Source organism: Pseudomonas sp. NPDC089752, from assembly GCF_044748725.1.
GTDB lineage: Bacteria > Pseudomonadota > Gammaproteobacteria > Pseudomonadales > Pseudomonadaceae > Aquipseudomonas.
In genome coordinates this window covers 196,426-221,699 of sequence record NZ_JBIVGP010000010.1, presented here as the reverse complement: position 1 = coordinate 221,699, position 25,274 = coordinate 196,426, and the positions used below count along the sequence as shown (strand labels likewise).

Here is a 25,274-nt window from a genome sequence, read left to right as displayed (position 1 = left end):
TCAGCAGGAACACACCCATGCTCAAGACCATCGAGGACCACGTCCGCCAGCAGGTCGCCCCCGCCGCCCTGCGCGCCGAGTTCCGTCAGCATGAGTTCGACAACTCACGGCGCTTCTGCCAGCTGATCTTCTGCGTCAGCATCGCCGTCTGGCTGGTCTTCGACCTGATTGTCAGCTACCTCGGCAATCAGGGCTTCACCTGGCTTTCCGGTCTGTTCCTGGCGCTGATGTGCAGCCTCACCGTGGTCCTGGGCTTCACCCGCAGAAGCCACCATTTCGACGTGCTCAACCTGCTGTTCATCAGCGTCATCACCCTGGGCATGCGCCTGGTCATCGAGGGCATCCCCACCCCTTTGCGCCCGGTCTGGCTGGTGCTCGGCACGTCCACCGTGCTGTACAGCGTTTCGGTACTGCCAGTACGGCGCTGGTCGTTCTTCTGTGCCATGGTCATCACCTGGGCCATGCTCAACCCGTTCTACGGCACCAACATCGACCTCGACGACCTCGAAGCCGCCATGCTGCTGAGCTATGCCGTGTTCCTCAGCGGCCTGGTGATCTACAGTTACCTGCGCATCCGTCAGGCCAAGCTGCACAACTTCTATATGTCCAAGTTGCTGCTCGAACAGGCTTATGTCGACGTGCTCACCGAAATCCCCAACCGCCGCTCGTTCATGGCCAAGGCCGAGCGCCAGTTGCACCAGGCGCCGCCTGGGCAATACCTGGCGATGGTCGATATCGACAATTTCAAGAAGGTCAACGACCGCTTCGGGCATGACATCGGTGACGAGGTGCTCAAGCGGGTGGCCATGCACATCAAGGCGTCGATGGCGGCTTACGCGTTCGCAAGGCTCGGCGGCGAGGAGTTCGCGATCTTCTTCCAGGGCCTGGATCAGCCAGCTGCCGAGGGCCTGGTCGAAGCATTGTGCAAGCGTGTGCGGGAAGACCTGGGGGCGCATCCGGTGACGATCAGTATCGGCCTGGCCCACGTCGATAGCGCGGACACCCTGACCATGGCGCTGGTCAAGGCTGATCAGGCGTTGTACGAAGCCAAGCACACTGGCAAAGACCGCTTCGTACTGTGGACTAGCCGGCTGGCAGCCGAATCCTGAACTGCGCCCCACCCAACGCCGATTGCGCCACCGTCAGTGTCCCGCCCTGCCCCTCGATGGCCCGCCGGCTGATCGCCAGCCCCAGGCCAAACCCGCCGGTATTGCGATCGCGGCTGCGGTCCAGGCGGTAGAACGGCTGGAAGATCCGCTCGCGTTCCTCAACAGGGATGCCGATGCCGTCGTCCTCGACGGTCAGCAGGCAGGCGCCGTCCTCTTCCAGGCGCAGGCGCAGCAACAGGCTTTCATCACAATAGCGCATGCCATTGCGCACCAGGTTCTGCACGGCACGCGCCGTCAGCCGTGGGTCGAGTACGAAGCGTGGCAGGTTGCCCTCGGCACGGACTTCCCAGGTGATACCCCGGGTATCGAGCTCTTCGGCAAAGCCACCGAGCACACTGTCGACCAGCTCAAGCAACGACACCTCGACCCGCTCGCGGGCCTGGTCGGCGTTGTACAGGCGGCTGTATGAAAGCAGTTCGAGCACCAGTTCGTCCAGCTCGCGCACATGCCCGACCAGCTCCAGCAAGCGCTTGCGACTGCTCGCCGGCACTTCGTCGAACAACAGCACCAGGCCGAAGTCCAGCCGGGTGAGCGGCGTGCGCAACTCATGGGATACCGCATTGAGCAGCTCGCGCTGCTGATTGACGTGGCGTTCCAGGTCGCTGGCCATGGTGTCGAACACCCCGGCCAGCTCACCGATGTTCGAGTGTGGCGAGATGTGCGTACGCTCGGCCATCTGCCCTTGGCCCAGACGCCTTGCAGTCTCCTTGAGGCGTTCCAGATCACGCCAGTGCGGCCACACCCACAACAGCAGGCACCCGAGCATGGCGGCGCCGATCAGCACGGTCACGCCCCAGGACAGGACATTGATGTCCAGCGGGTCTGGTGGCGCATGCAGGCTCACTAACCAACCTTCTTCCAGCGGCGCCAGCGCCGTCTGGTAGTAACCCCAGTCGCCGATGCGCACCACGTACAAGCCATGTTCCAGACGAGCTTGCTCCTGTGGGCTCAGACCGGCCTGGTCACTGCGCAACAGCTTCACTTCCAGCGGCGCGAACTCCTTGGCCAGGTCCTGCTCCACCTCAGGCCACTGCTCGCGCGGCGCCTGGCGGAACTGGCGGACGATCAGCGATTGCACGCCTTTGGCCTGGTCCAGGTTGTAGGCCATGAAGCGCTCATGGAACAGGCCGACGATGGTGTCGGGGATGAGCAGCAACGCGCCGGCGTAGGCGACGATGATCACCAGGTACAGGCGCACCAGGATCTTGAGCATGAGCAGTCAGCACTCCCACTCGACACGGCTGAACAGGTAACCCTTGCCCCACACGGTCTTGATCTTGCGCGCCTCGCCGGCGCTGTCGTCGAATTTGCGGCGCAGCTTGGAAATGGCCACGTCCACCGAACGGTCGGTGCCATTGAACTCGATGCCGCGCAACTGCTGGAGGATGCGGTCGCGGCTGAGCACTTCGCCGGCATTGCGCGCCAGGACCACCAGCAGGTTGTATTCGCCGCTGGACAGCTCCACCTCTTCACCGCGCCAGCTGACCAGGCGCTCGGCGAGGTCGATACGCAGGCCGCCGACCAGGATCTGCTCGCTGTCCAGGCGCGGCTCGTGCACGCTGCTGCGGCGTAGCAAGGTACGTACCCGTGCCAGCAACACTCGAGGTTCGCAGGGTTTGGTCACATAGTCGTCGGCGCCCATCTCAAGGCCCAGCACCTGGTCGTGGCTGTCGTCGCGTGCCGTCAGCATCAGGATCGGCAGGCTCTGCGATTCCTGGCGCAGCAGGCGGCATACTTGCAAGCCATCGATGCCCGGCAGCATCAGGTCGAGGATCACCAGATCGGGTTTGTCCTGGCGAAACGCCTCCAGCACATGGTCGCCACGGGCGATGACCCGCACATGGAAGTCGTTGCGTTGCAGGTAGCTGGCAATCAGCTCGGACAGGGCACTGTCGTCTTCGACCAGTAGAATATTCGGCATAGGGGCTTGAAACAGAATTTGGAGGAGACTTCACCGGCCTCTTCGCGGGGCAAGCCCGCTCCCACAGGTTCTGCATGAAACCCTGTGGGAGCGGGCTTGCCCCACGAAGAGGCCGGCACAGACAGCGAGAATATAGAATCCCGCCGGCAGGCAGGATTGTTCTTCACACTTTTTCACACACGCCCTACACAGCTTAACAGGCGCTCAGGCAGCCACTGCCTTAGCATACGCACGGTCATCATCGGAAGATCCGTATGCCTATTATCTTCACCCCTCGCCTGCGCCCTGTGGCGCTTCTGGCACTGCTGAGCCTGTCCCTGGCCGGTTGCGGCGACAACACCGAGCCGGACGAACAGGCACCCACGCCCGAAGTACGGGTAGAAACCCTGCAGCTGCAGCCGTTGGCCATCAGCACCGAACTGAGCGGACGCATCCTCGCCCCGCGCACCGCCGAAGTGCGTGCCCGGGTGGCTGGCGTGGTGCTCAAGCGCGTTTACCGCGAAGGCAGCGACGTCAAACGAGGCGATGTGCTGTTCCTGATCGACCCGGCGCCGTTCAAGGCCGACCATGACAGCGCCAAAGCCACCCTGGCCAAGGCCGAGGCCAACCTGTACCAGGCGCGCCTGCAGGAACAACGCTACCGTGAGCTGGTCGACGACAAGGCCGTCAGCCGCCAGGAGTACGACAATGCCCGTGCGACCTACCTTCAAGCCGACGCCGAAGTTGCCGGGGCCAAGGCCGCGCTGGAACGTACGCGCCTGAACCTGGGCTACGCCACCGTCACCGCGCCGATTTCCGGGCGCATCGGCCGCGCGCTGGTCACCGAAGGCGCACTGGTCGGGCAGAACGAGACCACGCCACTGGCCACCATCCAGCAGCTGGACCCGATCCACGCCGACGTCACCCAGTCGACCCGCGAGCTCAATGCCCTGCGCCGCGCGCTGCGGGCCGGCGAACTGCAAAAAGCAGACAACGGTGAGGCGCGCGCCACGTTGATTCAGGACGACGGCAGCGCCTACCCGTTGCCCGGCAAGCTGCTGTTCTCCGACATCAGTGTCGACCCGAGCACCAACCAGATCACCCTGCGCAGCGAGTTCCCCAACCCGGACCTCGACCTGCTGCCCGGCAGCTACGTGCGCGTGCGCCTGGAGCAGGCCGTGCAGCCCCAAGGGATCAGCGTGCCGCAGCGCGCCATCCTGCGCGACAGCGCCGGGGTGCCGAAGGTGCTGGTGGTCGATGACCAGGCGCGCATCAGCGAGCGCCAGGTGGTGCTCGGCAGCGCACAGGGTGACCGCTGGATCGTCAGCGAGGGCCTGAAAGCCGGCGAACGCGTGGTGGTCGAAGGCCTGCAGCACGTCAAGGCCGGTGACCAGGTGCAAGTCGACACCAGCCAGAACACTCAGCCCATCGCCCAGCACAACGGCCAATGAGGGCCTGACCCATGCCGCAATTCTTCATCGACCGCCCGGTATTCGCCTGGGTGGTCGCCCTGTTCATCCTGCTCGCAGGCGCGCTGGCCATCCCCCAGTTACCGGTGGCCCAGTACCCCAACGTGGCGCCGCCGCAGGTGGAAATCTACGCCGTGTACCCGGGCGCCTCGGCGGCGACCATGGACGAGAGCGTGGTCAGCCTGATCGAGCAGGAGCTCAACGGTGCCGACAACCTGCTGTATTTCGAATCGCAAAGCAGCCTGGGCAGCGCCACCATCACCGCCACCTTCGAGCCGGGCACCCACCCGGACCTGGCCCAGGTGGATGTGCAGAACCGCTTGAAAGTGGTCGAGTCGCGGCTGCCGCGCCCGGTTACCCAGCAAGGGCTGCAGGTGGAGAAGGTGTCCACCGGCTTCCTGCTGCTCGGCACCCTGACGTCCGAAGATGGCAGCCTCGATGAAATCGCGCTGTCCGACATCCTCGCGCGCAACGTGATGAACGAAATCCGCCGCATCAAGGGCGTCGGCAAGGCCCAACTGTATGGCTCCGAACGGGCCATGCGGATCTGGATCGACCCGGCCAAGCTGATCGGATTCAACCTCACACCCAACGACGTGGCCGAAGCCATCGCCGCGCAGAACGCCCAGGTTGCCCCCGGCAGCATCGGCGACCTGCCCGCCCGCAGTACTCAGGAAATCACCGCCAACGTGGTGGTCAAAGGCCAGCTGAGCACCCCTGAAGAATTTGCCGCGATCGTGCTGCGGGCGAATCAGGACGGCTCGACGGTCACCATCGGCGATGTGGCCCGGGTCGAGATCGGTGCCCAGGAGTATCAATACGGCACACGCCTGAACGGCAAACCCGCCAGCGCTTTCAGCGTGCAGCTGGCGCCGGGCGCCAATGCCATGGAAACCGCCACCCTGGTGCGGGCGAAGATGCAGGAGCTGTCGGGCTACTTCCCCGAAGGCGTGAAATACGACATACCCTATGACACTTCGCCATTCGTCAAGGTCTCGATCCAGCAGGTCATCACTACCCTGTTCGAGGCCATGCTGCTGGTCTTCGCGGTGATGTTCCTGTTCCTGCAGAACCTGCGCTACACGCTGATCCCGACCCTGGTAGTGCCGGTAGCGCTGATGGGCACCTTTGCCGTGATGCTGGCGCTGGGCTTTTCGGTCAACGTGCTGACCCTGTTCGGCATGGTGCTGGCCATCGGCATCCTGGTCGACGATGCCATCGTCGTGGTGGAGAACGTCGAGCGGATCATGGCCGAGGAAGGCCTGCCACCCAAGGCGGCCACGCGCAAGGCCATGGGCCAGATCAGCGGCGCCATCGTCGGCATCACCCTGGTGCTGGTGGCGGTGTTCCTGCCGATGGCGTTCATGAAAGGTTCGGTCGGCGTCATTTACCAGCAGTTCTCGCTGTCGATGGCCGTGTCGATCCTGTTCTCGGCTTTTCTCGCCCTGAGCCTGACCCCGGCCCTCTGCGCCACCCTGCTCAAGCCCATTGCCAAAGGCGAGCACCACGAACGCAAAGGCTTCTTCGGTTGGTTCAACCGCCGTTTCGAAGCCATGAGCACTGGCTACGAGCGCTGGGTCGTACAAGCGCTTAAGCGTAGCGGGCGCTACCTGCTGGTGTACGGTGTGCTGCTCGCCGTGTTGGGTTACGGCTTCAGCCAGCTGCCCACGGCGTTCTTGCCGACCGAAGACCAGGGCTACACCATCACCGACATCCAGTTGCCACCGGGAGCCAGCCGCATGCGTACCGAGCAGGTCGCCGCGCACATCGAGGCGCACAACGCCGAAGAACCTGGCGTGGGCAACACCACGGTGATCCTGGGCTTCAGCTTCTCCGGCAGCGGGCAGAACGCGGCGCTGACCTTCACCACCTTGAAGGACTGGTCCGAACGCGGTGCCGACGACAGCGCCCAATCGATTGCCGACCGGGCCAATGCGGCGTTTTCGCAGATCAAGGATGCAGTGGCGTTTTCCGTGCTGCCGCCACCTATCGATGGCCTGGGCGAGTCCACTGGCTTCGAGTTCCGTTTGCAGGACCGTGGCGGCATGGGCCATGCAGCGCTGATGGCAGCCCGAGACGAACTGCTGGCTGGTGCCCACAAGAGCAAGGTGCTGGTCAACGTGCGTGAAGCCTCGCTGGCGGAAAGCCCGCAGGTGCAACTGGAAATCGACCGCCGCCAGGCCAACGCGTTGGGCATCTCGTTCGCCGACATCGGCGCGGTGCTGGACACCGCCGTGGGCTCCAACTACGTCAACGACTTCCCCAACCAGGGCCGCATGCAGCGCGTGGTGGTGCAGGCCGAAGGCGACCAGCGCAGCCAGGTCGAGGACCTGTTGAAGATCCACGTGCGCAACAGCAGCGGCAAGATGGTCCCGTTGGGTGCCTTCGTCCAGGCCAAGTGGGTCAGTGGCCCAGTACAGCTGACCCGCTACAACGGCTACCCGGCGGTGTCGATTTCCGGCGAGCCTGCGGCAGGCTACAGCTCGGGCGAAGCCATGGCCGAAATCGAGCGCTTGGTCGCAAAATTGCCGGCTGGCGCCGGCCTGGAATGGACCGGCCTGTCGCTGCAAGAGCGCCTGTCCGGCAGCCAGGCACCGCTGCTGATGGCGTTGTCGCTGCTGGTGGTGTTCCTGTGCCTGGCGGCGTTGTACGAAAGCTGGTCGATCCCCACCGCCGTGCTGCTGGTGGTGCCGCTCGGTGTGCTCGGCGCGGTGCTGGCAGTGACCCTGCGCGGCATGCCCAACGACGTGTTCTTCAAGGTTGGCCTGATCACCCTGATCGGCCTGTCGGCAAAGAACGCCATCCTTATCATCGAGTTCGCCAAGAGCCTGGTGGACCAGGGCGTGGATGCCGTCGACGCCGCGATCCAGGCAGCGCGCCTGCGCCTGCGACCGATCGTCATGACCTCGCTGGCGTTCATCCTCGGTGTAGTGCCGCTGGCGATCGCCACCGGCGCCAGCTCGGCCAGCCAGCAGGCGATTGGCACCGGGGTGATCGGCGGGATGCTCAGTGCGACGCTGGCGGTTGTGTTCGTGCCGGTGTTCTTCGTGGTGGTGATGCGTTTGGCTGGGCGCAAGAAAGCCCAGGCCAGTCAGGTCGAAGCCAGCGAAACCTGACTGGACAAGCATTGCGTTGAATGAGAGGGTTCCGGGCATCGACTGCTCGGAGCCCTTTTTCATGACCGCCCCCCTGCCCCCTTGCTCCATCCTCATCCTCGCCGGTGGCCGTGGCCAGCGCATGGGCGGGCGTGACAAAGGCTTGCTGGAATGGCGCGGCGAGCCGTTGATCGCGCATTTGCACCGCTTATTGCGGCCGCTGAGCGATGACCTGTTGATTTCCTGCAACCGCAACCAGAAGGCATATGCAGTTTACGCCGACCAGTGTGTGGGCGATGCCGAGGCGGACTTCCCCGGGCCTCTGGCCGGGGTGATTGCCGGATTGAAGGTGGCACGCCATGAATGGGTCGTGCTCCTTGCCTGTGATGCGCCATTGGTGGATCAGGCGCTGATCGATGCCCTGCGACAGCTGGCTGTGGCCAGTAACAGCGCTGCGATGGTGCGTCAGGGCGGGTATTGGCAACCGATGTTCAGTGTCTTGCCTCGCAGTATCCTGCCCGTGCTGGAACACGCCTGGTTGGCGGGAGAGCGTAGTTTGCAGAAGGCCCTGCTGCGTGAGGAGGTGCAGGGGTTGACCTGCACCGACGACGACCCAAGATTGAACAATTTCAATACACCCGACTGGCTACAGGTTGTAACAGGCCCTCACGACTTGTAACACACCAGGCAGCATCGACCTTCAGGCCCCGCCGAGCTGATTCCACCCAACACCAGCCGAGAATCTCCCCATGCCAGCGCGCACGTGGTGATATCGGCGCCACGGTCGACATTGGTGGGCCACATGCCTCGGCCGGCTCCAAACCGGCTGTCCAGTCCGCCGTTCTTCAGGTATCGCCCTACCAGAAGCTGGGTAGCTTCGCCGTTGAAGGGAACACCCGCCAACCCTGCGACCACGATATCGCCGTCTTCCTGATGAAACACCCGTAGCCAACGTGAGCCTTGAACGACGGCAGTGTTTACCCGAATCATGCCGCCATTGAACAACGGATCAGGGCGCCCGTCATCGGCAACTCGGCACAAGACACCGGCGTGCGGAGCAGATGCCGTTGCGCCCGCAACCAGCAAGCAACCTACTTCATCCTCTGCCACGTCGAAGATTTCCACACCCTGCTGACGGTAGATGGCGGGCAGCATCAGGTGTGCCACACCCTCATGCGCGAAGCCGGTGTCCAGGTGCAGTTCTTTGTTCAAACGTAGCAGCAGCCCCGACGAGCCTTCCATACCCCATACGACAATCTGGCCGTCACGTTGCTGCATCAGCCCGTCAAAGCTCACGTCAACCGCGTCACGCAGACTGAATGTGAAGAATCCGCGCTGATGAAAACCCTGGGCCAGAGTGCCATCAGGCTGCAAGCGCACCAATAGGCCAGAGGCCTTGCCGTCGGCATCGAATCGGGTAGCCGCGACCATCAGGCTGTCATCGCTACATGGCAATAGCGCGCATGGCTCATCGCTCAGCGCTGCCCCACCTCGGCGCAAAGACACCACCCCGGCGTTACCGAAGCTCATGTCTGGCGAACCGTCAGCCCTGTAGCGGGCCAGCAGCGGCGCGCTGCAAAACTGCGAACGGTCTTCGGCGAGCACCACGAATGTGTCATCGCTGGTTACCTGCAGGTCGATGGGCACAACGCTCGCTTCGCCGCCGAATGGAACACGCAGCAGCCCCTGCTGGGCAAAGCTGCGGTCCAACGCGCCATCGGCGAGCAAGGCACACACGAAAGTACACGCCTTGCCATCGACATAGGCTTTGCACAGCACCAGCAGCCTTTCTCCTTGCACTGCCATTGCACTTGCCTGGCTGGTCGAGCTGCCTGCAATCTCCAACTCCACTTTTCCAGCCATGCCGAAATCCGTATCTCGATGACAACCGCCGCAAAAACGCCCGCTCATCAATCAATCCTCAATGCACCTATGAACGGCAATTGACGCACGTTCACTGCAATGAGGGCGCCTGGCAGCCATTCCCGATGGGAGGTACTAGCCACTGGCTTGTCGAGCAAGCATTTCAACGCTGATCTCGCGCATGCGAAACTTCTGCACCTTGCCGGTCACTGTCATCGGGAATTCATCGACGAAACGGAAATACCGGGGCACCTTGAAATGCGCGATGCGCGCCCTCGCCCACTCGCGCAATTCTTCCTCGCTGACCGCATGCCCCGGATGCAAGCGCACCCAGGCGACAATCTCCTCACCATACTTGCTGCACGGCACGCCGATCACCTGCACATCGGCCACGGCCGGGTGGGTGAAGAAGAACTCCTCCAGTTCCCTTGGATAGATGTTCTCGCCACCGCGGATGATCATGTCCTTGCTGCGCCCGACGATGCGCACATACCCCTCCTCGTCCATCACCGCCAGGTCACCGGTGTGCATCCAGCCCTCGGCATCGATGCTTTCGGCAGTGGCCTTGGGGTTGTTCCAGTAGCCCAGCATCACGCTGTAGCCACGGGTACACAGCTCGCCGATCTCGCCTCGCGGCAGGGTGTTGCCGTCGGCATCGATCACTTTGTTTTCCAGCCGTGGCTGGGTGCGGCCGACGCTGGTCACGCGGCGTTCCAGGTCGTCGTCGGGCCCAGTCTGCAGCGAAACCGGGCTGGTTTCGGTCATGCCATAGGCGATCTGCACTTCGGCCATGTGCATCTCGTCGATCACCCGGCGCATCACTTCGATCGGGCAGGTCGCACCGGCCATGATTCCGGTGCGCAGGCTCGACAGGTCGAAGTCGCCGCGCTGCGGGTGGTCCAGTTCGGCGATGAACATGGTGGGCACGCCGTACAATGCAGTGGCCTTCTCTTCAGCAACGGCGCGCAGGGTGGCCAGCGGGTCGAAAGCGTCATTGGGGTAGATCAAGGTGCTGCCGTGGGTCATGCAGCCGAGGTTGGCCATGACCATGCCGAAACAGTGGTACAGCGGCACCGGCACCACGAGGCGGTCGTGCTCGGTCAGGCCGAGGCTTTCGCCGACCATGTAGCCATTGTTGAGGATGTTGCTGTGGCTGAGCGTGGCGCCCTTGGGGAAACCGGTGGTGCCGGAGGTGTACTGGATGTTGATCGGGTCGCCGGGTTGCAACTGTGCCTGGCGCTCGGCCAGCGCTTGAGCACTGACCGCAGCGGCACGGGATTGCAAGTCGTGCCAGGGAAGGAAGCCAGGCGGTGGCGCGGCGGCAAGGCTCACTACACCGCGCAGCTTGGGGAATCGCTCGCAGCTCAAGGCGCCGGGTTGGCCATTCGCCAAGGCCGGTATGAGGCCCAGCAGCATGGCGTGGTAATCCGAGGTCTTGAACGCGTCGGCGCAGATGACCCAGCGGCAACCTGCCTGGCCCAGGGCGTAGTCCAGTTCGTTTGAGCGGTACGCGGGGTTGATGTTGACCAGGATCGCGCCGACCTTGGCGCTGGCGAACTGGGTGATGCACCACTCGGCGCAGTTGGGTGCCCAGATGCCCAGCCGATCACCCGGTTGCACGCCCAGAGCCATGAGGGCGCGGGCGTGCTGGTCGACGGCGTCGGCCAGTTGCCGCCAGGTGTAGCGCAGGGCCTGGTGGTGCACGACCAGGGCTTCGCGGTCGGGGAAGCGGGCGACGGTGGTGTCGAAGGCGTCGCCGATGCAGTGGGTGAGCAAGGGCTTGGTCGGGTCGCCTTGGGAGTGGCTTGGCTGGGGCATGGGTGTTCTCTTGTTGTTTTTGTGGTGTTTGAATTGGCGTCATCGCGGATGAATCCGCTCCTACGGGATCTCCGGTAGGAGCGGATTCATCCGCGATGCGGCCAACACCGATCTAGCGGACAAACACCTGCGGCGTAGTGGTCGACATGTCCCCACCCGGCAACTTGATGTTCTTCACTTTCTCCAGCGTCTGCGGGTCGAACACCGCCAGGTCGTTGAAGGTGCCGCCCAGGTACAACTTGTCGCCCTTCTTGTCGAAGGTCACGCAGTAGTAAGTGTGCTCAAGGTTAGCCGCCTTGAGCAGCTTGCGCTGCTTGATGTCGTACTTGGCCAGGCGGTTGAGCACGCCGTAGATCTGGTTCGGGTCCTTCGGCGAGCGCAGGCCGGTGAAGTACAGCTCGGTCAGGTCGCCGAACTCCTGGGTGTGGGTCTTGCCGGTTTTCAGGTCGACGCTCAGGTAGCCATACAGCAGCTCGGCGGTGTTGGGGTCCTGTTTCTCGTCCTTGAACTTGGCGATGGTATAGAGCATCGAGAATTCATGGCGGGGGCTCTGGTGCGGCCAGAAGTACAGCACATCCGGCGCGCTGTAGCCTTTGCGGTTCCAGCTGCGCAGCGGCAAGGCGACCTCGTACTTGCCGGTGTTGACGTCCATCTTGTAGATATCCGGCCCTGCGACGAACAGGCTGCCGTCGTCGGCGGCGCGCATCAGGTAGACCTGACGCGGCATCGGGAAGGTGCGTACCGGCTTGGCATCGACACCATCGGCCGTGCGGAACACTTCCAGGCGCGGCGGCTTGACCACGTAGTGGTCGTTCAGGCGCTGGCTGGGGTTGACCGTGGCGTACACCTCTTTGCCATCCGGGCTGATGGCGAACGAGTACATCGACTTGCCGACCTCGCCCGGCACGCTGGACAGGTTGGCGTGGAAGGTGGTCTTGCAGCTGTCGAGGTCGATGCCGTAGATGTCGGCATAGTGGTTGTTGAGCACATACGCGGTGCGGTTGTCCGGCGCCATCATCGCGGTGCCGGGGCCGAACGCGTCGGGCAGGCGGCAGCTCTTGTACAGCGTGTCGCTGGCGACATCCACCACGTGCAGGTTGTTCGGGTAGTTGGTGGCGATCAGGTATTCCTTGCCGGCCGTAAGCGCCGGCCCGGTGTCATCGGCCTGTACCGCCCAGGCGCAGGCCGTGGCGGCGACGGTGAGCGCGAGTTGCGCGCAGAGTCCAGGTTTCATGCGGTTTCCCCTTGTCATTCTTGTTGGGCCGGTCACTTGTCTTTCGGGAACACGGTGCCGAGGTTGCGCCAGTCGTCCTGGGAGTTGGTCGCCTGGGCGTTCCAGTCCTGGTAAGTGCTCATCATGTCCGGCACCTGGGCCGGCCACCAGCACGGGTCGGAGCAGCCGTACAGGTCGGCTTCCATCGGCTGGCACAGCGAACTGACGCCGCCAAAGGCGTCGACTTCCCAACCCGGGTCGGTGGTTGCAGTGCAGCCAGCCACCGCGCTCATGGCCATGACTTCTTCGACACGGTCTTCGGCGGCGGCCTGTTCAAGGATGCGCGCCTTGTTGTTCAGGGGCTTCAAGTGCTTCATGTCAATGCGCCTTCCGCGGGGTGATGTAGCGGTCGATGAAGGCCGGGTTGGCGGCCATGATGCGGCTGTAGACCTCGATGCCGAAGTCGACCCAGTCACGCATCAGCTCGCAGTAGTGGTAGGTCGGGTGCTGAGGGTCACCGTAACGTGCGTAGCTTTCGTGGTAGCAGCCGCCGGAGCACAGGTTGCGGATGCGGCAGCTGTCGCAGCCGGTGTTGCTGCGGTCCAGGCGTTGGGACAGGAAGTCGTTGAGCTGCGCCTGCTTCACGCCCTGGTGGACGTTGCCGAAGGTCGGCAGGCTGGAACCGGTGAAGCGGTGGCACAGGTTCAGCTCGCCCTCGTGGTCCACCGCCAGCATCTTCAGCCCGGCGCCGCAAGGCAGGGCTTTCTTGTGGCCCTCGTGGATGTCGGTGATCAGCTGGTGCAGGTTGGAGAAGCCGATGTTGCGGTGCTCCAGCGCCGCCTCCAGGTAGCGCCGGCCGAGGGCCTTCATGTTGGCGAAGACCTCGATCAGTTCTTCGCCGGTCAGGTTGAAATCGGCCATGTCGCCAGACGTCACCGGCGCAAAGCCGACTTCGGCAAAGCCCAGCTCGTTGAACAGGTGGTTCCAGATGGTCTCGACGTCGGTGATGCCGCGGGTGAGGGTCACGCGCGCGCCCACCGGGCGGCTGGTATAACGCGACAGCAGCATCTGCGCCTTGCGCCGCACCACGTCATAGGTGCCCTGCCCGCCCACGGTGATGCGGTTGCGGTCGTGCACGGTCTTGGGCCCGTCGATGCTCACCGACAGGCCGAAGCGGTGGGCGTTGAGCCAGTCGATGGTGTCTTCGGTGAGCAGCGTGGCGTTGGTGGTCATGATGAATTCCACCTGCTTGCCGGCCTCGGCGAAGCGCCGCTCGCAGTAGGCGACCATATGCTCGATCAACGGCCGGTTGGACAACGGCTCGCCACCGAAGAACACCACGCTGTAGCGTTCTTCATCGGGCGATTCCTTGAGCAGCATCTCGACCGACGCTTCAGCGGTGGCGGTGCTCATCTTCTTGCCGGCGGACGGTTTGTCCAGGTCTTCCTTGTAGCAGTAGGTGCAGCTGAGGTTGCAGCCGGTGTTGACGTTGAGCACCACGGTGTTCAACGCGGTCCGCTCGACCTGCTTGAGGGCGATTTCCGGGGTCAGCGGCGAACCGTCGCTGACCAGTTCCAGCGCAATCAGCTCGTGCAGGGTTTCCTGGATATCGTTGCCGGCGAACTGCTGGCCGAGGCGCTGCATCAGCTCCTCGGCGGAGCAGCCTTGCTGGCGCAGGGTGTCGATGATGCCCCCGGTCACCGCGTCGGCGGTGAACAGCGAGCTGCTGGGGATATGGAACAGCATGCGGTCGGCATCGACCTGCACTTCGTGCAGGTTGCGTTCGACCAGGTTCAGTAGTGCGCCCATGATGACTCCTGATAATCGATCCGTTGGTTGACGCGTCTGCGAACCGGCCCCTATGGCAAGGGCGGGTTGTTCCAGCGCTGTACGGTGACGATCATGTGCCCCTCGCCACGCTGGCCGCCGTCAGCCAGGGTGGCGATGACTTTCAGGTTGCCGGCGTTGTTGGTCATCATCTTGCGCGCCGGGTTCGGTCCTGCGCCGCCCGGCACGAACACACCGTCGGCCTGCATCTGCCCGGCGAATTTGACGTCTTCGTCCTCGACCGCCCGTTCGTTGAACGGCTCGACCTGCCACGTGGCTGGCAGGTAGCCGATGCGCAGCGGTTGGCCGCTGGCGTCCTTGCCCCAGGCTTCGGCCTCGAAGCGCCCCTGCACCTTCGGTACCGAAGCGCCGTTTTCGCCGATACGGGCGATGGAGAATGCGGGTATCACCTTCACTTCCTCGACCTTGTCGTATACGGCGAGATTGACGCCCTTCAGCGCACCGACCGCGACTTGACGCTGGCCAGGCTTGGCATCGGCCGCTGCGCGCGCCTTGACCCGTACCAGGGTTGGGGTCTGCTCCAATACTTCGGTCACCTCTACACCTTCGCCCAGGTCAGGTTTGCCGCTCAGGTCACTGCCGACCAGGGTGATCTCGCTTCCACCGCCCGCTTTGATGAAGGCAGGCTGCACCGCCAACAGTCGTGGCGTGCCTGCTTTCACCGCTGTGAAGTCCAGCCCGCGCTCATCATGCTCGGCCTCGAACATACGGCCCTTCATCTCGCCATCCAGCGCAGCGAACACCTGACGCAGGTTGGCATCGCCGACCTTGACGTTGCCACGCCACTCGTAGCCGTTGTAGAGAATCGCCGAGCCCGTGCCATTGAAGGCCGTGCCGTCGGCGTAGGCACCCTTGACCTCGACCTTGAAGGTATCGCCCTGGTCGGGGCTGACCGTCATCACCCCGCGCACATCGCCTTTGGCCAGCATGTGGCCGCTGAACGACCATTGCCCCGGCAGCGTCTCGGCCTTGGGTTTGACTTTCTGCCAGTCGGCCCAGGCGGCGTCTTCCAGCGGGTAGCGCTTGCCCAGTTCCGGCACCACTTGCTTGAGGGCGATGTCCAGCCAGTCGCGGTCACGCGCCTGGGCCTGGTACTCCAGCGATGGCCACTGGCTGAGGTGGAAGTTGACCAGATGTTCCCATTCCTTTGCCGGGCGGCGCTGCAGGGCGACGCGGGCACCCGAGTGGCAGCGGCCACAGGTTTCGCCAATCAACGGATCGAAGTGCTCGACGGTGTTGAGCCGGCGTTCCATGGCGTAACGCACACCTTCGGTTTCACTCGGCGCCAGGCCCTGCTTGTCGGCCAGGTACTTCACCAGGGTGCGGCGGTCGTCGTCGCTGATCTGCAGGCCGTGCATGATCTGCATGCGGGCGATGCTCATCAGCCAGCCTTCGGGGGTTTTGCGCTGATGGCTGATGCGGCTGTAGCTGTCGTTGCCCTCGGGGATATGGCACCCCATGCACTTGTTCTGCAACAGGCTCGGGCCCTGCTCGGCCGCCATGGCCTGGGTGCCCAGCAGTGCGGCGGCGATCAGCGCCAGCTTGCCCGCATGCCGCCGGAGTCGAGTCGTCTTCAAGGTCAGACCTCCACGGTTGTTGTTCTTATGGTTTTCGCACGCTTTGGTACAGCAGGTGTGCATGTGACAGTTGCGATACAGAAACTGTGCCACATGCTTGAAAGTTGTTGTATTTCAGCTTTTTAGTGAATTTGACAGGCCTACGGCTGGCTGTCGAGATAGCGTTGGAGCGTGCCATTTCGCGACAGGGTGTTTCATCTTGAGACAGCGCCAACTCCTCAGGCCTCTTCGCGGGCAAGCCCGCTCCCACAGGGCAATGTGGTGACCCTGTGGGAGCGGGCTTGCCCGCGAAGAGGCCAGTACAGGCACTGTTTCAATCACCGTCTCACAGCGTCTCAATGTGCAACAGCGCAGCGCTGCAATTGCATCCTTGCATCAGAGCAAAACCCAATGCAGTCAAGACCTTGGACTCTTTTGGTCAGCTTGGCACGAGCATTGCGCCAATGCCCGCCACATCCAATGACAAGAGGCACAGCCCCATGCTTTCCGACCTGCCCATCCTGCCCGCCACCCGCGCCTTCCTGGAGCGCAAGCTGAAGATGCGCATCGGCGCCGACTGGCAGGACGCCGCCAGCGGCCGCACCCTGTCGTTCCGCAACCCGGCCACGGGTGACGTGCTCGGCGAAGTGCCCGCCGCCGACCTGGAAGACGTCGACCGCGCCGTACGCGCCGCCCGCCAGGCCTTCGACGACTCGCCGTGGAGCCGCGTGCGCCCACGCGAACGGCAGAATTTGCTGTGGCGCCTGGCCGACCTGATGGAGCGCGACGCGCAGCAACTGGCCGAGCTGGAATGCCTGAACAACGGCAAGAGCGCCGTCGTGGCCAAGGTCATGGACGTGCAGCTGGCCATCGACTTCTTGCGCTACATGGCCGGCTGGGCCACCAAGATCGAAGGTAGCACCGTCGAAGCCTCGATGCCGTTGATGCCCAATGACCAGTTCCATGGTTTCGTGCGCCGGGAGGCTGTCGGTGTAGTGGGCGCCATCGTCGCCTGGAACTTCCCGCTGCTGCTGGCTTGCTGGAAGCTCGGCCCGGCCCTGGCCACTGGCTGCACCGTGGTGCTCAAACCCGCCGACGAAACTCCGCTGACCGCGCTCAAGCTCGCCGAACTGGTGGATGAGGCCGGCTACCCGGCCGGCGTGTTCAATGTGATCACCGGCACCGGCATAAGCGCTGGCGCGGCGCTGAGCCGCCACCCCGGCGTGGACAAGCTGACCTTTACCGGTTCCACCGAGGTCGGCAAGCTGATCGGCAAGGCGGCGATGGACAACATGACCCGGGTCACCCTGGAGCTGGGCGGCAAGTCGCCGACCATCGTCCTGCCCGACGCCAACCTGCAGGAGGCCGCCGCCGGCGCCGCCACGGCGATCTTCTTCAACCAGGGCCAGGTGTGCTGCGCCGGCTCCCGGCTGTACGTGCACCGCAAGCACTTCGACAACGTGGTCGCAGACATCGCCGGTATCGCCAACGGCATGAAGCTTGGCAGCGGCCTGGACCCCGCCGTGCAGATGGGGCCGCTGATCTCGGCCAAGCAGCAGGACCGCGTCACCGGCTACATCGAGCTGGGCCGCGAACTGGGGGCGACCATTGCCTGTGGCGGCGAAGGCTTTGGGCCGGGTTATTTCGTCAAGCCGACGGTGATCGTCGACGTCGACCAACGCAATCGCCTGGTGCAGGAGGAGATCTTCGGGCCGGTGCTGGTGGCGATGCCGTTCGATGACCTCGACGAGGTGATCGGCATGGCCAACGACAACCCCTATGGCCTGGGCGCCAGTATCTGGTCGAACGACCTGGCCGCCGTGCACCGCATGATCCCACGTATCAAGTCGGGCTCGGTGTGGGTGAACTGCCACAGCGCTCTGGACCCGGCCCTGCCGTTCGGGGGCTACAAGATGTCCGGCGTTGGCCGCGAGATGGGCGCGGCGGCGATCGAGCATTACACCGAACTCAAATCGGTGCTGATTAAGCTCTGATCCTTAATCTGCGCTGGCCTCTTCGCGGGGCGAGCCCGCTCCCACAAGTCCTATGCTGCACCTCAGATCAGCACAACACCTGTGGGAGCGGGCTGGCCCCGCGAAGAGGCCGGAACAGCCAACTCAAAAACAACAACAAAAAACATGGAGCACACCATGAGGCACTCGCTCGCCTGCACACTGGCCCTACTGCTTGCCACCCCGCTCAGCCAAGCCCACGAACTCTACAATCACAACGGCACCACCTTGAGCGCCGACCTCGAAGCCCTGTTCGGTGTCTTCCACAGCGACGAGAGCTACAACCAGGCCGGCAACCGCCAGCCGGGCAGCAGCAACTGGCGCGAGGGCTACGTCAAGTACGGCCTCAGCGGCAGCCAGGCGCTTGCCGACAACGGCGCGCTGTATGGCGCTTTCAACCTGCTGAGTTCGGCCACCTGGGGCGATGGCGATGCCGCCGGCCTGACCCTCGGCGACGAACGCCGTACAGCCATCGAAGACCTGTACCTGGGCTGGCGTTCGGCCAATCTGTTCCCCGCGTTGGGCGAGGACGGCGTGGACATCTCCGGCGGCCGTCAGGTGGTGACCCTGGGTGACGGCTTCCTGATCCAGGGCGACCCGGTCAACCTGGGCAAGGTCGACCTGGGCGCCAATTTCGACCGCGGCGGCGCCTATTACCTGGCCGCACGCAAGGCTTTCGACCGCACTGCCGTACTGCGCCTGGGCGGTAAGCAAGGCTGGCGTGGCGACGTGATGTGGCTCAAATCCGATAACCACTATCAAGCTGACACATCGCTGGCGGTGACCAACATCGAGCATGTCGCTGACGCCGGTAGCGTTGGCCTCAGCTGGATCCGCGGCCTGGACGTCGACCAGCGCTACGCGCAGATCATGGGCCTGGAACACCGCGATGGCATGGACACGGTCAGCCTGCGTGGGCGCGGCAATCTTGGGGTGAAAGACCTGGAACTGGCCGGGGAATACGTCACCCAGGACCGCACTGGCGGGCGCGAAGACGCCTGGTACCTGGAAGCTAACTGGACCTTCTCGGCACTGCCCTGGATGCCCACCGCCACCTACCGCTTCAGCCGCTTTTCAGAGGATTTCGACCCGTTGTTCTATGGCCTGAGCCGAGGCTACGGCACCTGGTTCCAGGGAGAAGTCGCGGCCAACTATGCCGGGCCGTTCAACAGCAACAGTCAGGTGCATCACGTGGCGCTCAAGGGCAAGCCCCGGGACAACCTGACGGTGGGGGCGTTGTACTTCGATTTCGATACCCTCGACACCGACCAAGGTAACCTCGGTGGGCGTGAGCTGGACCTGTATGTGGAATGGATGGTCAATGAGCATCTGCTGATCAGCCCGTTGGTGGGGTTCTACAAGCCGGAGCGCAGTGTGGCCAATGGCGGGACGCAGATGGGCAGCCGGGATACCGGGACCTACCTGCAGCTGGTGGTCGGGACCTTCTTCTGATCGGCATACCGGGGCCGCCCTGCGGCCCCCTGTTTTCAGGGGCAGCCCTGCTCTGCCAGCCAGCGCCGCAGCCTCAGCTGGTCGTTAGCAGAAAGGCCGATCATGGTCGCCTCCAACCCCTGCCCCGACTGCACTGCCTGCACCACCGGCGCCAGCTCGACCCCTTGCAAATGCCAAACGCCCAAGGGTTGATCCGCCGTCACCACCACGTCGGCCTCATCCACCCACCCCTCCCGCAACACAGGCCTGCGCTCTACCCGCACCGCCCGCCAATCCGCCGCCAGATGCAATGGCTGTGCATCCGGCCATTCTCGCCGCCGCGCCCAGAACGGTTGCCCTGCGCGAGCCTGCTCCTGACCATAGAAATCCCGCCCAATGCGCGCAAAGCGCATGAACAACTGCTCGACACGCTGCTGATGAAATTGCCGCGCCAACGCTGCTCGCTCGGGCCGACGCAGCAAGGTGTTTATCACCACGGGCGCCAGCAGCGCTGACGACAGCGACTGGAAAATGCCGTTCCCCGAAAGTGGGTCAACCGCCATGGCCGCATCGCCCACCCGTATCCAGTCGTCCCCCACGCAATCCCCGGCAAGGATTGCCGTACTGCTGCGGGCATGCACCTGCGCAGGCTCCAATGCGCGCGCGTCGAACAACTCAGCCACTAACGCTGACTCACGTCGACGTGCTGCGCAGTATTCCGGCAGTTCGGCTTTACCCGGTACGCCTTCGGCATTCAGGGTTATCTGCCAATAACAGCGCCCATCGCCCAACCTGGCCATCCAGGCCCAGCCGTCGTCCAGGCTTTCCACCGCTGAAGCCGGTGTGCCGGGGTCTCCTTGCCAGTGATTGAGCAGGCTGACCGTCTCTGGCCCACGCAGTCGATCAGGTGCCAGAGGTGCCTGGCGCCCACGCGCTTCAATCATAAAGTCGGCTTGCAGGACTTGCCCATCGTCCAGGCGTACCTGTTTCGCCACTTCACGGATACGCCCCTCGATCAGCGTCACCCCCGCTCGCTCAAGGTCAGCGCGCAAGGCGCGATCGAAGCGTTGCCGGTCGAGCAGAAATTCCTGGTTCATCAGCAGGTGTTCGCCGTTCCAGCGCACCTGACGGGTCGCCGGCATCGCCGCTTCACCCAAGGCAGCCCCCAGTCCGGCGTGGCGCAGACCTTCCAGTACCCGTTGCGATACCCCTTCCACGGCCGCGAAACGTCGCCAGTCGGAGACCACCGTCACCGGATAGCCGAGCCGACGCAGGCCAATTGCGGTGGCGGCTCCGGCAGGTCCGGCCCCCAACACAAGAATCTGTGGCTCAGGCATCACGCGCACCTCGCCGCTCAGGGCCGACGAAAGTCGCGTGGGCCTGCAGCCAGGTCAGGACCTGCTCGCGCTCAAGGGAGGGATGCTGCTGCAGCAGGGCCGCAATCCGCCCGGTCAGCGCAGCGCAACCCAGGCTGGCACCGGCCATGCTGCGTTCTCCCACATAGCCGCCAAAATCGGCCTGGGCACTGTTCAGCCACGACCACTGCCCGGATGCACAACGGGCATCGCCAGTAATGCGGATGACATCAGGATAAGCGGCCGGGTACACCGCATTACCCCGCGCTGGGCTCGACGCACAAAGCAGTACGCCAGCCGCTTGTACCTCAGCGCAAGCCTGGCGTAACACTGGACGATCTTGCTGGATACCGAGACTGAGGTTGATCACCGTTGCGCCCTGCTCGGCCAGCCACAACAGCGCAGCGGCAACCTGCAAGGCACTGGTGCTGCCCTGCCCGCTGAATACCTGGGCCACCAGCAGCGTCACCTGGCCCGCTTCCTGTTGCAGGCGAGCCAGCACGGCACTGCCATGGCCAAGGCTATCGGGCTCAGGTTCGCCCTCACGCAATACGCCGTCTTCCAACCAGAAGCGCCGCGCCGCTACCACCCACTGGGCCTGTTCGGGAGAGTAGCCACTGTCAATCATGCCAACCCGCAGTTCATTGGCCATGTTGAGTGGCCTCCTGCGGCAGTTCGCGCAGTAGCCCGCCCTGCAGGTGCAGGCGCAGGTCGGCATCGGCCAGGGTTGAAGCACGGTGGCTGATCAGGATGCGAGTGCGACCCGCAAACAAGTGGTCGATGGCAGCTATCACCTCGCGCTCCGTGGCTTCGTCGACCGCCGAGGTGGCCTCGTCCAGTACCAGGATCGACGGGGCCTGCAGCACGGCGCGGGCGATGGCGATGCGTTGCTTCTGCCCGCCGGAAAGCTGCTGGCCACGCTCACCGAGCAGGCCATCCAGGCCCAGCGGCAGGCTGTCGACCAAGGTATCCAACTGCGCCAGTCGCACCACCCGCTCAAGCTCCGCACGGCTGGCCTGCGGCGCGCCGTAGGCGAGGTTCTGCGCCAGGGTGCCACGGAACAGCACGATATCCTGGCTGACCACGGCGATTCGCTGGCGCAGCGCAGCAAGGTCAAGTTCGCGCAAATCAACGCCATCGAGCAGGATGCGCCCGGCATCCGGATCATAGAAGCGTTGCAACAGGTCGATCAGGGTCGATTTTCCAACACCGGAGGCCCCGCTGATGGCGACTTTCAAGCCGCCTGGCACGCAGGCATGCACATCCTCCAACACCGCGCCTTGGCGGCCGTCGTGGGCAAAGTGCACCCCTTCAAGGCGCAGCTCTCCTGGGCCTTGCGGCATCGGCCGGGGCGACTTTGCTTCGCGCACAGCCACGGGCTCCTGCTTCAGCTCCATCACCCGGCCCAGGCTGACGGCCATCCGCTGCACCGCGACATAAAGCCCCAGCAGGCTTTGTACCGGGCCAACGGCCATGCCCATGTAAGTGGAAAACGCGATCAGAGCGCCCAGTTGCCAGGTCCCCTGGATCACCCACCAGCCACCGACCAGAAACGCACACGCTCGGCACCACGACGTCAGCGTGCCCGGAATCGCCTGGGTGAAGAACTCGGTGACCTGCACCTTGAGCAACTGGCGCATATAGCCCTGCCCCAGCTGGTCCAGGCGCCCGGCCTCGCGGCCTTGCTGGCCGGCGGCCTGGATGAACTTCATCGCGGGCAGCGTCTCCACCAGGAACGACGACACGTCCGCCGAACGTTCGCGCAAGCTGCGCACTTCGCGCTCGACCTTGCGCCGCATCCAACGCAGCCACAGCACCTCGATCGGGATCAGCATCGCCAGCAACAGCGACAACTGCCACGACAGCAGCAACATCAACGCCACCGCGCCCACCAGGCCGATCACCGCCGACACTGCGGAGAACAGCGAGTCCACGGCAAAGCGTTGAATCTCCGCAACGTCGCCATCCAGCCGCGACAGGATATCGCCCGTGCGCCGCCGCCCATAAAACGTTGGCGACAACTGCTGCAGATGGCGGTAAAGGTCGTCGCGCAGGGCAAACAGGATGCGCCCGGAGAGCCGCGTGTGCAGGTAGCGGTTGACGCCCGCCAGCACGGTGCCGAGCAGGCCGGCGACGATCATGATCGCGGCCATGTGCCAGAGCGTCTGGTAATCCTTGGCCAACAGGCCTTCGTCGATCAACGTCTTGACCAACCAGGGTTGCGCCAGGGCCAGGAGCGAAGCGCCCAGGGACAAGCCCAGCAGCACGCCGATGGCCCGCCGCTGCGGGCGGACGAAACCGTACAGCCAGGCCAGCGCCTGGCGCATGAGTACTGGGTCGCTGGTTTCTACCAGCCTTGCGAACAAGCCGCCCATATCAGCTCCGCAACTGCTTGAGCTTGCGGTACAGCGTCGCCCGGCTGATCCCCAGCGCTTCGGCGGCGGCCGAGACATTGCCCTGATGGCGGGCCAGGGCTTCGCGGATCAGCTCCAGCTCGTTGTCCTTCAGGCTGCCGGAAGGCGCCGTGCCGCTGGCCAGTTCATCGAGCAGGCAGTCGGTCAGGTGGTCCAGGGTCAGGTGTTGTTCGCCGTCCTCGCGCATGGCCAGGGCCGTGCGCACGACCATCTCCAGTTGACGGATGTTGCCTGGCCAGTCGAAACCTTCGAGCAATGCGGCCAGCGCCGGGTCGAGGCTCACGCCCTTGGCCCCGGCCTTGTCCAGCAGGCCCTGGATGATGGTCGTCAGGTCGTCGCGTTCGCGCAGGGCTGGCAGGCGCAACGAGACGCCGTTGACCCGGTAATACAAGTCTTCACGAAAGTGCTGCTCTTGCACCAGGCGCTTGAGGTCGCGGTGGGTGGCGCAGATCAGCGCCACATCGATGTCCTGCTCGTCGGCAGCCCCTAGCGGCGCCACCCGACGCTCCTGCAGCACCCGCAAAAGGCGCGCCTGCAGGGCCAGCGGCATGTCGCCGATCTCGTCGAGGAACAGCGTGCCGCCGTGAGCCTGCATCAGCCGCCCGACCATGCCACCACGGCGCGAGCCGGTAAATGCACCCTCGCGGTATCCAAACAGTTCCGACTCGATCAGCCCCTCGGGAATGGCCGCGCAGTTGACCGCAATGAAGGGTTTGTCTGCCCGTGGACTGGCTTGGTGCAAGGCCCGCGCCACCACTTCCTTGCCGGTACCGGTCTCGCCCAGCAGCAACACCGGCAGGCCATTGCCCAGGCCCTGGCGGGCCATGCGCAGGTTGCGCGCCAGGCGTGCATCACCCCCGGCGAGGGCGTCCAAGGCCGGTGACTTGTTGGCCAGCGTCGGCTTGCTCGGCGCCGCGTTGCCGTTCAACTGGCCATGGCGCGGCAGCTGCAGCGCACGGAAGAAGAACTCGCCCTTGGCGGTCTGCACGCTGCTCACGCCGCCCTGCCACAGGCGTGCGATGAAGGCCGGCGAACGCTCGCCCAGCAGGTCACTGCTGCGCCGCCCGATCAGGCTCTGGCGCGGCATCTGCAACAGCTGGCAGGCGTTGTCGTTGGCGGCCAGCACTTCACCGTCCAGACTCAGCGCAAGCAAGCCGTGCCAGGCGCTGTTGAGGTATTGCGGGCGGCTGTGGAAGGCCAGCACCAGGTGCTCGGGGTGGCACAGGCCGAAGAGTCGGCTTTCGATATTGCCGGCCGCCAGCATCAGCATGGTCAGGCTGTCCTGCGGCTGGGCCAGGTTGCCTTCGCGGGTGATGTCGAGTACGCCGATCACCTCGCCATTGGGGTCGCGCAGCGGCACCGAGGTGCAGGCGAAAGGGCTGAGCCGGTCGAGGTAATGCTCGCCGCAGTTGATCAGGGTCGGCCGCCCTTCCACCACCGCCGTGCCGATGGCGTTGGTACCGCGCAGCGACTCGCTCCAGCAGCTGCCGGGGTGCAGGTCGCGCAGACCTTCGCGTTCGAGGACGTGGGTCTGCCCTTCGATGGCCAGCACGTTGGCCTGGGCGTCGCCGAGGATGATGATGCCGGCCTTGCCTTGGCGTGCGACCAGGTAGTCCAGCTCGGGGGTGACGGCATCGACCAGCAGCCGGTTGTGTTCCAGCAACGCACGCAGGTCGTGGCCGTGTTGCAGGCCCAGGCCGACCTGTTCGCCTTGCAGGCAATCCAGGCCATGGCCCAGGCTGCGCCGCCAGGAAGCGTCGATTTCGTCGCGCAGCATGCCCAGGGGCAGCTCGCCTTCGCTGGCCAGCTTGAGCCGGGCCTGGCGGGATTCGTGCAGTGGGTCTTGGGCGTTTGGTTGTTGTTGTCGCGCCATTTTTTGCTCCGGCTGTGACCCCCTCACGGTGGGGGTTACGGGCTTGGGATTTTTTTGCAGTGTGCGGGAGAATTTTCTGGGCGTCATTAGGGAGATTGCGTTGGGGCTGGGTGCTCGCCTTGGGTTTTTTGGCGCTCTAGAGATCGAGCGCCGCCCGCGCGGCGCATCGCGGATGAATCCGCTCCTACCGTCCACCTCCGGCCAGTCTTGTCAGTGGCATCTCCATAGCCAGCCTTGGTGCCTGACTTGATATTGAGT

At 64.3% G+C, this 25,274-nt stretch carries 18 protein-coding genes; 6 read left to right on the top strand and 12 right to left on the bottom strand.

What is annotated here, in order from left to right; genetic code table 11:
* Positions 1-17 precede the first annotated feature (17 nt).
* Positions 18-1,109 carry a diguanylate cyclase domain-containing protein gene (locus ACIPZF_RS18600; protein WP_400801918.1) on the top strand — a complete coding sequence of 364 codons (1,092 nt, stop codon included), beginning with the start codon at positions 18-20 and terminating at the stop codon, positions 1,107-1,109.
* On the opposite strand, the gene ACIPZF_RS18595 is transcribed toward ACIPZF_RS18600, so the two are convergent.
* Entirely contained in the window at positions 1,084-2,382 is a 1,299-nt protein-coding gene (locus ACIPZF_RS18595; RefSeq protein ID WP_400801916.1) for an ATP-binding protein, read from the bottom strand. The genes ACIPZF_RS18600 and ACIPZF_RS18595 overlap by 26 nt on opposite strands.
* A 6-nt stretch (positions 2,383-2,388) precedes the next feature.
* Positions 2,389-3,090 carry a response regulator transcription factor gene (locus ACIPZF_RS18590; protein WP_012314786.1) on the bottom strand — a complete coding sequence of 234 codons (702 nt, stop codon included), beginning with the start codon at positions 3,088-3,090 and terminating at the stop codon, positions 2,389-2,391.
* Between the two features lie 254 nt (positions 3,091-3,344).
* Between ACIPZF_RS18590 and ACIPZF_RS18585 the strand changes: the two genes are divergently transcribed.
* From ACIPZF_RS18585 to mobA, 3 genes are all read left to right on the top strand, one after another.
* Positions 3,345-4,520: an efflux RND transporter periplasmic adaptor subunit gene (locus tag ACIPZF_RS18585; protein WP_400801914.1), complete on the top strand. Its 1,176-nt coding sequence runs from the start codon at positions 3,345-3,347 to the stop codon at positions 4,518-4,520.
* 11 nt (positions 4,521-4,531) lie between these two features.
* The gene (locus ACIPZF_RS18580; protein ID WP_400801912.1) at positions 4,532-7,654 is read left to right on the top strand and encodes a multidrug efflux RND transporter permease subunit; all 3,123 of its coding nucleotides are present in this window, start codon (positions 4,532-4,534) and stop codon (positions 7,652-7,654) included.
* A gap of 61 nt (positions 7,655-7,715) precedes the next feature.
* Positions 7,716-8,312, top strand: a complete 597-nt coding sequence (gene mobA / locus ACIPZF_RS18575) for a molybdenum cofactor guanylyltransferase MobA (protein ID WP_400801910.1) — start codon at positions 7,716-7,718, stop codon at positions 8,310-8,312.
* Here the strand turns inward: mobA and ACIPZF_RS18570 are convergent.
* From ACIPZF_RS18570 to peaA, 6 genes are all read right to left on the bottom strand, one after another.
* Positions 8,300-9,496, bottom strand: a complete 1,197-nt coding sequence (locus ACIPZF_RS18570) for a hypothetical protein (protein WP_400801909.1) — start codon at positions 9,494-9,496, stop codon at positions 8,300-8,302. The two genes, mobA and ACIPZF_RS18570, sit on opposite strands and share 13 nt — an antisense overlap.
* A gap of 135 nt (positions 9,497-9,631) precedes the next feature.
* On the bottom strand, positions 9,632-11,314 hold the full coding sequence (locus ACIPZF_RS18565) for a fatty acid CoA ligase family protein (protein WP_400801907.1): 1,683 nt from the start codon (positions 11,312-11,314) through the stop codon (positions 9,632-9,634).
* A 112-nt stretch (positions 11,315-11,426) separates the two neighbouring features.
* Positions 11,427-12,548 carry a quinohemoprotein amine dehydrogenase subunit beta gene (gene peaD, locus ACIPZF_RS18560; RefSeq protein ID WP_400801905.1) on the bottom strand — a complete coding sequence of 374 codons (1,122 nt, stop codon included), beginning with the start codon at positions 12,546-12,548 and terminating at the stop codon, positions 11,427-11,429.
* A 32-nt stretch (positions 12,549-12,580) separates the two neighbouring features.
* Complete coding sequence (qhpC, locus tag ACIPZF_RS18555) at positions 12,581-12,904, bottom strand: quinohemoprotein amine dehydrogenase subunit gamma (RefSeq protein WP_008091708.1); 324 nt, start codon at positions 12,902-12,904, stop codon at positions 12,581-12,583.
* Between the two features lies 1 nt (position 12,905).
* Positions 12,906-14,336 (bottom strand): quinohemoprotein amine dehydrogenase maturation protein, encoded by a 1,431-nt coding sequence (gene peaB / locus ACIPZF_RS18550; protein WP_400801904.1) that lies wholly within the window; start codon positions 14,334-14,336, stop codon positions 12,906-12,908.
* 50 nt (positions 14,337-14,386) lie between these two features.
* Positions 14,387-15,952 carry a quinohemoprotein amine dehydrogenase subunit alpha gene (peaA, locus tag ACIPZF_RS18545; protein ID WP_400801902.1) on the bottom strand — a complete coding sequence of 522 codons (1,566 nt, stop codon included), beginning with the start codon at positions 15,950-15,952 and terminating at the stop codon, positions 14,387-14,389.
* Between the two features lie 479 nt (positions 15,953-16,431).
* Between peaA and ACIPZF_RS18540 the strand changes: the two genes are divergently transcribed.
* Complete coding sequence (locus ACIPZF_RS18540; protein WP_400801900.1) at positions 16,432-17,925, top strand: aldehyde dehydrogenase family protein; 1,494 nt, start codon at positions 16,432-16,434, stop codon at positions 17,923-17,925.
* 156 nt (positions 17,926-18,081) lie between these two features.
* On the top strand, positions 18,082-19,395 hold the full coding sequence (locus ACIPZF_RS18535; RefSeq protein WP_400801899.1) for a hypothetical protein: 1,314 nt from the start codon (positions 18,082-18,084) through the stop codon (positions 19,393-19,395).
* 35 nt (positions 19,396-19,430) lie between these two features.
* On the opposite strand, the gene ACIPZF_RS18530 is transcribed toward ACIPZF_RS18535, so the two are convergent.
* Genes ACIPZF_RS18530 through ACIPZF_RS18515 form a run of 4 tightly spaced genes read right to left on the bottom strand, consistent with a single transcriptional unit; the run spans position 19,431 to position 25,016 of the window.
* Positions 19,431-20,711 carry an NAD(P)/FAD-dependent oxidoreductase gene (locus tag ACIPZF_RS18530; protein WP_400801897.1) on the bottom strand — a complete coding sequence of 427 codons (1,281 nt, stop codon included), beginning with the start codon at positions 20,709-20,711 and terminating at the stop codon, positions 19,431-19,433.
* The gene (locus ACIPZF_RS18525) at positions 20,704-21,381 is read right to left on the bottom strand and encodes a S8 family serine peptidase (protein ID WP_400801896.1); all 678 of its coding nucleotides are present in this window, start codon (positions 21,379-21,381) and stop codon (positions 20,704-20,706) included. Before ACIPZF_RS18525 ends, ACIPZF_RS18530 begins: the two co-directional genes overlap by 8 nt.
* Positions 21,371-23,104 carry an ABC transporter ATP-binding protein gene (locus ACIPZF_RS18520; protein WP_400801894.1) on the bottom strand — a complete coding sequence of 578 codons (1,734 nt, stop codon included), beginning with the start codon at positions 23,102-23,104 and terminating at the stop codon, positions 21,371-21,373. Before ACIPZF_RS18520 ends, ACIPZF_RS18525 begins: the two co-directional genes overlap by 11 nt.
* A gap of 1 nt (position 23,105) precedes the next feature.
* On the bottom strand, positions 23,106-25,016 hold the full coding sequence (locus ACIPZF_RS18515; protein WP_400801892.1) for a sigma-54-dependent Fis family transcriptional regulator: 1,911 nt from the start codon (positions 25,014-25,016) through the stop codon (positions 23,106-23,108).
* Positions 25,017-25,274: the final 258 nt, after the last annotated feature.

Bases quoted from the DNA above. Each gene is read 5' to 3' on its own strand.
- ACIPZF_RS18600 (WP_400801918.1), top strand. From the start codon at position 18: ATGCTCAAGACCATCGAGGACCACGTCCGCCAGCAGGTCGCCCCCGCC.
- ACIPZF_RS18595 (WP_400801916.1), bottom strand. From the start codon at position 2,382: ATGCTCAAGATCCTGGTGCGCCTGTACCTGGTGATCATCGTCGCCTAC.
- ACIPZF_RS18590 (WP_012314786.1), bottom strand. From the start codon at position 3,090: ATGCCGAATATTCTACTGGTCGAAGACGACAGTGCCCTGTCCGAGCTG.
- ACIPZF_RS18585 (WP_400801914.1), top strand. From the start codon at position 3,345: ATGCCTATTATCTTCACCCCTCGCCTGCGCCCTGTGGCGCTTCTGGCA.
- ACIPZF_RS18580 (WP_400801912.1), top strand. From the start codon at position 4,532: ATGCCGCAATTCTTCATCGACCGCCCGGTATTCGCCTGGGTGGTCGCC.
- mobA (WP_400801910.1), top strand. From the start codon at position 7,716: ATGACCGCCCCCCTGCCCCCTTGCTCCATCCTCATCCTCGCCGGTGGC.
- ACIPZF_RS18570 (WP_400801909.1), bottom strand. From the start codon at position 9,496: ATGGCTGGAAAAGTGGAGTTGGAGATTGCAGGCAGCTCGACCAGCCAG.
- ACIPZF_RS18565 (WP_400801907.1), bottom strand. From the start codon at position 11,314: ATGCCCCAGCCAAGCCACTCCCAAGGCGACCCGACCAAGCCCTTGCTC.
- peaD (WP_400801905.1), bottom strand. From the start codon at position 12,548: ATGAAACCTGGACTCTGCGCGCAACTCGCGCTCACCGTCGCCGCCACG.
- qhpC (WP_008091708.1), bottom strand. From the start codon at position 12,904: ATGAAGCACTTGAAGCCCCTGAACAACAAGGCGCGCATCCTTGAACAG.
- peaB (WP_400801904.1), bottom strand. From the start codon at position 14,336: ATGGGCGCACTACTGAACCTGGTCGAACGCAACCTGCACGAAGTGCAG.
- ACIPZF_RS18540 (WP_400801900.1), top strand. From the start codon at position 16,432: ATGCTTTCCGACCTGCCCATCCTGCCCGCCACCCGCGCCTTCCTGGAG.
- ACIPZF_RS18535 (WP_400801899.1), top strand. From the start codon at position 18,082: ATGAGGCACTCGCTCGCCTGCACACTGGCCCTACTGCTTGCCACCCCG.
- ACIPZF_RS18530 (WP_400801897.1), bottom strand. From the start codon at position 20,711: ATGCCTGAGCCACAGATTCTTGTGTTGGGGGCCGGACCTGCCGGAGCC.
- ACIPZF_RS18525 (WP_400801896.1), bottom strand. From the start codon at position 21,381: ATGGCCAATGAACTGCGGGTTGGCATGATTGACAGTGGCTACTCTCCC.
- ACIPZF_RS18520 (WP_400801894.1), bottom strand. From the start codon at position 23,104: ATGGGCGGCTTGTTCGCAAGGCTGGTAGAAACCAGCGACCCAGTACTC.
- ACIPZF_RS18515 (WP_400801892.1), bottom strand. From the start codon at position 25,016: ATGGCGCGACAACAACAACCAAACGCCCAAGACCCACTGCACGAATCC.